Source organism: Brevundimonas sp. (assembly GCF_050729455.1).
Taxonomy (GTDB): Bacteria; Pseudomonadota; Alphaproteobacteria; order Caulobacterales; family Caulobacteraceae; genus Brevundimonas.
This window is the reverse complement of the sequence record NZ_JBOHLI010000041.1, coordinates 25,922-31,921: the sequence shown is the minus strand read 5'-3', so window position 1 is coordinate 31,921 and position 6,000 is coordinate 25,922. Positions and strand designations below refer to the sequence as shown.

The 6,000-nt window shown below is 70.3% G+C and carries 6 protein-coding genes; 4 read left to right on the top strand and 2 right to left on the bottom strand.

Features of this window, described 5'->3' with window-relative positions:
- The 3 genes from ACREEF_RS11180 to nadC form a co-directional block, all read left to right on the top strand.
- Positions 1-894 (top strand): metalloprotease (locus tag ACREEF_RS11180; protein WP_431565655.1); only part of this gene is annotated, 894 nt, incomplete at its 5' end.
- Positions 895-898: 4 nt separating this feature from the next.
- Positions 899-2,446: an L-aspartate oxidase gene (locus ACREEF_RS11175; protein WP_431565654.1), complete on the top strand. Its 1,548-nt coding sequence runs from the start codon at positions 899-901 to the stop codon at positions 2,444-2,446.
- A 63-nt stretch (positions 2,447-2,509) separates the two neighbouring features.
- On the top strand, positions 2,510-3,322 hold the full coding sequence (nadC, locus tag ACREEF_RS11170; protein WP_431565657.1) for a carboxylating nicotinate-nucleotide diphosphorylase: 813 nt from the start codon (positions 2,510-2,512) through the stop codon (positions 3,320-3,322).
- Here the strand turns inward: nadC and ACREEF_RS11165 are convergent.
- The gene (locus ACREEF_RS11165) at positions 3,276-4,376 is read right to left on the bottom strand and encodes an acyltransferase family protein (RefSeq protein WP_431565653.1); all 1,101 of its coding nucleotides are present in this window, start codon (positions 4,374-4,376) and stop codon (positions 3,276-3,278) included. The genes nadC and ACREEF_RS11165 overlap by 47 nt on opposite strands.
- Positions 4,377-4,551: 175 nt before the next feature.
- Here ACREEF_RS11165 and ACREEF_RS11160 point away from each other — a divergent pair, with 175 nt between their 5' ends.
- Positions 4,552-4,761: a hypothetical protein gene (locus ACREEF_RS11160; RefSeq protein WP_431565652.1), complete on the top strand. Its 210-nt coding sequence runs from the start codon at positions 4,552-4,554 to the stop codon at positions 4,759-4,761.
- Between the two features lie 21 nt (positions 4,762-4,782).
- Here ACREEF_RS11160 and ACREEF_RS11155 read toward each other — a convergent pair whose 3' ends face one another.
- Positions 4,783-5,745 (bottom strand): cell wall hydrolase, encoded by a 963-nt coding sequence (locus ACREEF_RS11155; protein WP_431565651.1) that lies wholly within the window; start codon positions 5,743-5,745, stop codon positions 4,783-4,785.
- Positions 5,746-6,000 lie beyond the last annotated feature (255 nt).

The following is a 6,000-nucleotide window of genomic DNA, read 5'->3' as shown; positions in this document are numbered from 1 at the left end:
ATGCGGCCCGTTGCGGGCCGCTCGACGCAAGCCCAGTTCGACGCCATGAGCGACACCGATAACACCACCCGTCGTCCCGGTCCCTGGGACACCGCGCCCGAACAAGCGACACCCGAGCCGGTGCGCGCCCGCAAGGCCGCGCCGCTGGAGGACAAGGGCCAGCACCCGGCCTGGGCCATCATCTCGACCCTGCTGATGGCGGGCTTCCTGTGGTGGATCACCGGCAGCATTGTCGTGGCGGGGGGCGTCCTGTTCGGCCTGTTCGTGCACGAGTACGGGCACGTCCTGGCGATGAACCGCCTCGGCATGGGCCCGGCGCGCATCTACATCATTCCCTTCCTCGGCGGACTGGCCAAGGGTCAGCGCGAGCCGAAAACCGAGTGGCACGGCGTGCTGGTCTCGCTGGCGGGACCGGCCTTCGGCCTGATCGCCATGATCCCCTTCGTCGCGGCGGGCCTTTGGTTGAAGTCGCCCGAGTGGCTGATGGGGGCCTTCTTCATCGCCATGATCAATCTGCTGAACCTGCTGCCCGCCCCGCCGCTGGACGGGTCCAAGGCGCTGGGCCCGGTGCTGACGCGGGTGCATCCGCGGCTGGAGCAGGTGGCGTTGCTGGCCGTCGGCGGTCTGGCGGTCTGGTGGGGGCTGTCGACCGGCCGGTTCATCCTGGCGGCCTTCCTCGGCATCGCCGTGTTCAGCCATCTGAAGCGCGGCGTCTGGCGCGCGGCTTGGGGGCGGCTGAGCTGGCCCGAGGCGGGGCGCAGCCTGGCCCTCTATCTGGCGACGGCGGCGATCTGCGCGGCGGCGGCGATCGGCGCCCTGCTGCCCCTTACCGGCGGCGCGGTCGAGCCGGCCTTCGAGATGGGGCTGCGGTTCATCGGCGTGGGAGGCCGTTAGAGACATGGCGCGCATCCGGCATGACGGGCCGCTGATCATCGGCGGCGGACTGGCGGGGCTGTCGGCCGCGCTGGAGGCCGCGCCGGCGAAAGCCCTGGTCGTGACGCCCGAGGCCCTGCTGAACGCCTGTTCCTCGGCCTGGGCGCAGGGCGGGCTGGCGGCGGCTCTGTCGCCGAAGGACAGCGCGGTCCTGCACGCCAAGGACACCGAGGGCGCGGGCGCCGGTCTGGTCGAGCCCGAGGCGGCGCGCGCCCTGACGGAGCGCGGGCGCGAGACGGTGGAGTGGCTGGCCTCGCTGGGCGCGCCCTTCGACCGGGACGAGGCGGGCGGCTTCTCCGTCAGTCTTGAGGCGGCGCACAGCCTGCCGCGCGTGGCCCGTGTCGGCGGCGACGGCGCCGGGCGGGCCATCCTGTCGGCGGTGGTGGCCGCGGCGCGGGCGTCGAAGCATATCGAGATCTGGGAAGACGGGCGGCTGTGCGGCCTGATCCAGGACGTGGATGGTCGGGTGCGGGGCGCCCTGATCGAGCGCGCGGGGGGGCGGGTAGACGAGGTCTTCGCCCCCGCCGTGGTCCTGGCCACCGGCGGCGTCGGCGGCCTCTATGAAGTGACCACCAACCCCTCGGCCCTGCGCGGCGAGGGGCTGGCCCTGGCCTATGGGGCGGGGGCCGAGGTCCTCGATCCCGAGTTCGTGCAGTTCCACCCCACCGCCATCGACGTGGGACTGGACCCGGCGCCCTTGGCGACCGAGGCTCTGCGCGGCGAGGGGGCGCGGCTGATCGACGGGACCGGCGCCTATCTGCTGGGTAAGGATGAAGACGCCGACCTGGCCCCGCGAGACATCGTGGCGCGGGCGGTGCATGCGGCGCGCGCCGACGGGCGCGGGGCGTTTCTGGACGCGACGAAAGCGGTGGGCGAGGCCTTCCCGCACGAGTTTCCGGCGGTGTTTTCCGCCTGCATGCGCGCCGGGCTGGACCCGCGCGTCAGCCCCATCCCGGTGGCGGCGGCGGCGCATTACCACATGGGCGGCATCGTCGCCGACGACGAGGGGCGGACCACGGTTCCGGGCCTTTACGCCATCGGCGAATGCGCGGCGACCGGGGTGCACGGCGCCAATCGTCTGGCCTCCAACTCCCTGCTGGAAGCGGGTGCCTTCGGCCGGCGGGCCGGGCGGGCGGCGGCGCTAGAGGTTCAGCCGCCGAAGGTGGCGCTGAAGCCGGCGCGGGCGTCGAAGGACCTGCCGCCCGACGCCATGGCCGAGCTTCGCGCTGCCATGACCCGGTTCGCGGGCGTGGTGCGCGACGAGGAAGGGCTGACGGCTCTGATCGCCGTGATCGACAGACTGGTCAAGGCGCATCCCGACGCCGTGGTCCTGACGGCGGCGCGGCTGATCGCCGAGGGGGCGCTGAACCGGCGCGAGAGCCGGGGCGGGCATTTCCGCGCCGACTATCCCGACAGCCTGCCGAGGGCGGAACATACGCGGAAGCGGCTGACGTTCCCCCGTAACGACGAGGCCGAGACGGCGGTGATCGCCGCCCTGACCGCCATCATCTGATTTTCAAAGGACGCCTTCGTGACCCGAACCCTGCCGGACCTGCTGATCGAGCCCGTCGTGCGGATGGCCCTGGCCGAGGATCTGGGCCGCGTCGGCGACGTGACGGCCCAGGCCTGCATCCCCGAGGACGCGCGCTTCAGCGCCGTCTTCGCCGCGCGTCAGGCGGGTGTGATGGCGTGCGGGGCTGTGGTGCGGATCGCTGTCCACGCCATGGACCCGCAGGCAAGCGTGACCCTCAAGGTCGCCGACGGCGACGCCTTCGAGGCCGGGACCGTGCTGGTCGCGGTCGAGGCCAATGCCCGCGCCCTGCTGGCGGCGGAACGGACGGCGCTGAACCTGCTAGGCCGGATGTGCGGCATCGCCACCCTGACCCGGACCTATGTGCAGGCGGTGGCGGGAACCAGCGCCCGCATCGCCGACACCCGCAAGACCACGCCCGGCCTGCGAGCGCTGGAGAAGCACGCGGTGGCCTGCGGCGGCGGGCTGAACCATCGCTTCGGTCTGGATGACGCCATCCTGATCAAGGACAACCACGTCGCCGTCTGCGGCGGGGCGGGCGAGGCGGTGCGCCGCGCCAGGGCCTTCGCCCCCCACCTGATGAAGGTCGAGGTCGAGGTCGACAGTCTGGCTCAGCTGGACGAGGTCCTGCCGGAACGGCCCGACGTCATCATGCTGGACAACTTCAATCTGGACGACATGGCCGAGGCCGTGCGCCGGGTGCGCGCCAGCGCCTTTGGCCCGGTGACGCTGGAGGCCTCAGGCGGGGTCAACCTGTCGACCGTGGCGGGGATCGCCGCCACCGGGGTGGACGTGATCTCGGTCGGCGCCCTTACGCACTCTGTTCCGCAGCTGGACGTGGGTCTGGATTCTCGCTGACGACCGGGGCGCTGACCGGCCGCGCGAACCATTTGCGGCCGATCCAGTTCTGGATCGGCTCGTCGATGAAGCGGTTGTAGAGGTCCGAGGCGATCAGGGTGAAGACCAGGGCGCCGAACCACATGGCCCAGGCCTCCCAGGCCACGCTCTCGATCGCCGGGTGCAGGCGGTCGGCCATGGGCTCGACCAGGTCGAACCAGATCGCGCCGGTGATGGTGTGGACCATGAACAGGCAGAAGCTGACCTTGGCGCCCCATTCAGCGCCGGGGATGGGCCTGGTCACCGGCGAGGCGCCGCAGCCGATGATGACGGCGCAGATGGCCAGGATGTTGATCAGGTCCGGCCCGACCATGACGGCGTTGGCCAACAGGACGGCCCCGCCGCCGAAGCCGATGATGCGCGCCGAACCGGCGTTCCAGCGCCCGGTTTGAACCGCGCGCGCCAGCGCCAGACCGACCAGGAAAAGGGGGGCGGCGCGGAACATGCACCACTGGAAACTCAGGCTGAACTGCTGCTGGCCCAGCAGGGCGAGGCTCAGGACGTTCGACCCGACGATGATGGCGACGGCCAGCCCCAGGCTGATCCAGAGGCTGTTGATCCTCAGCATGGCCCGCCACAGCATGGGGAAGAAGGCGTAGCAGATCAGCAGGGTCGAAATGGTCCAGCTGGGAATGTTCCAGTGGCCGCCGCCGAGGCCGAAGGCGTGCAGCAGCAGGATCTGGGCGGGCAGGCCCGAGAAGTTGAAGCGGCCTTCATGGGTCGCCTCTATCCCCAGCCAGCCGGCGGCCAGGACCATGACGACCAGCATGGCCAGGGTGATCAAGTGGGTCGGATAGCAGCGCGCAAACCGCTTGAGCCAGAACCGGCCCAGCGACACCTTGCCGCTGGCCACGCCCGCGCCATAGGCCTTGGCCAGGACGAAGCCCGACAGGATCAGGAAGAAGTCGGTGGCCAGATAGCCGCGCCCCAGAAACCCGTGCATCGCCTGCAGCGCCGTCGGCGCCTCGTCCCCAAAATGAAACACAACCACGAACAGGGCGGCGACGAAGCGCATGGCGTCCAAAAGCTCCGCCTCGCGCAGGAGCGGAGGGCCGGCTCAGGGTGGCGGTCGTGGTCGTCAAGGGCCGTCTCCCGCGCCCGGGGGGAGGCGCTTCGCCTTCATTCTAGCAAGAAGCGGGCCGGGAACGTCTGCGCGCCGGGCGCCGTTTCATTTGAATAAGGAGGCCGCCATGACCAAATCCCCGTCCGTGCCCAAGGAGCAGCGCAGCTTCGCCGATCATGGCGCGCGCTCTGTTCAGGAGATGGCGGATCGCCGCGATCTGGCCACGGGCGCCCAGTCGGGCCAGCCCGGAGACGCCGACGTCAACACCCGTCAACAGGGCCGGTTCGGCAACCTAAAGCAGAACATGACGCCACAGTGGAAGACGCAGGATCGCTGAGCGCGGTCCGCCGTCGGGGGATTACCCGGCGACGGCGGTGTCCGACGCGACTTGGCTATAGGGCACGGGGCCGCTGGAGGCCTCGGTCGTCTTGAGGCTGGCCTGGACCAGGCGCGGCGCCTCGGCGGCGACCGAGGGGCGCGGCGTATAGCGGAACGATTCGCTGGAGCCCGAACGACCGCCGAAACGGTAGAACAGGTGATCGCCGACCTGGCCGACCCGAACCAGGCTGGTGCGCCAGCTGGGCGAGACGCCGGTGGTGTGGAAGTGGGTGGCGTTGCCGACAGCCGCATAGACCTGACCCGACAGGGCCTTGGAGGCCACGTCGCGGGCGCGGTTCCAGGCGGTGCGGTTGACCGCGCCGCGCATGGCCCCGTTGCAGGTGAAGCTGAACTGGCAGCCGGTGCTGCGGTTCGAGCCCTGGAAGACCACGGCGCAGACGGTCTTGGGGAAGGAGGGGTGGCGGGCGCGGTTCAGAACCACCTGGACCACGGCCTTCATGCCGTCGGTCCCTTCGCCGCGCGCTTCGTAATAGGCGGCCTTGGTCAGGCAATCGAGGTCGCGCGACTGGTCCAGCGTGCTGCCGAGGCGGAAGGGCTGGGCGGCGGGATTGGTCAGGCTGGCGCGACGCAGGCCGTTCTGGGACTCTTCCAGGCGGGCGGTCAGCAGCTCCGCCTGGCGGTCGCGCTGGGCGGCGCCGGCGACGGCATAGGGATCGTGACGATCAGCGATGGCCAGGGCGCTGGCGTCCAGGCCGCCGGCCGCGGCGGCCATGGCTTCCTGGGTATAGCCCTCGGAACCCGCGCCTTGCAGGCGTTCGGCTTGGGCGCGCACGGTCGAAGCCTGGGCGGCCACGCCGCCCAGATAGGCTCCACCGACGGCGAGGCTGACGACGCCGCCGAACGCCGCAGCCGCCGTCTTGGGGCGCAGGCGAACAGATTGGGCGGCGTGCATCAGGGCACGCGTCTGCGAAGAGAAACTCAAAGGCGTAGTCCTGTTCAGCAGGGCGAGGATGCCGCCCCTGTACTCAACGAACCCAGGCGACGTGACGCGTCGCGAACTGGCTCCGGACCAGAGATCGACAAGCGGCCGACCTCCGGAAGACGGGCCTTAAGCCATCCATTTATGACTTCAATGTGTTTGATTCGCTAGATGTCGCTGCGGTGCAGCAATCCGTCGCGTCCCTAAAGATGGAGTTTTGGTGGTCTAAGAGGTGCTTGTGTCATTGCTTAAGCACAT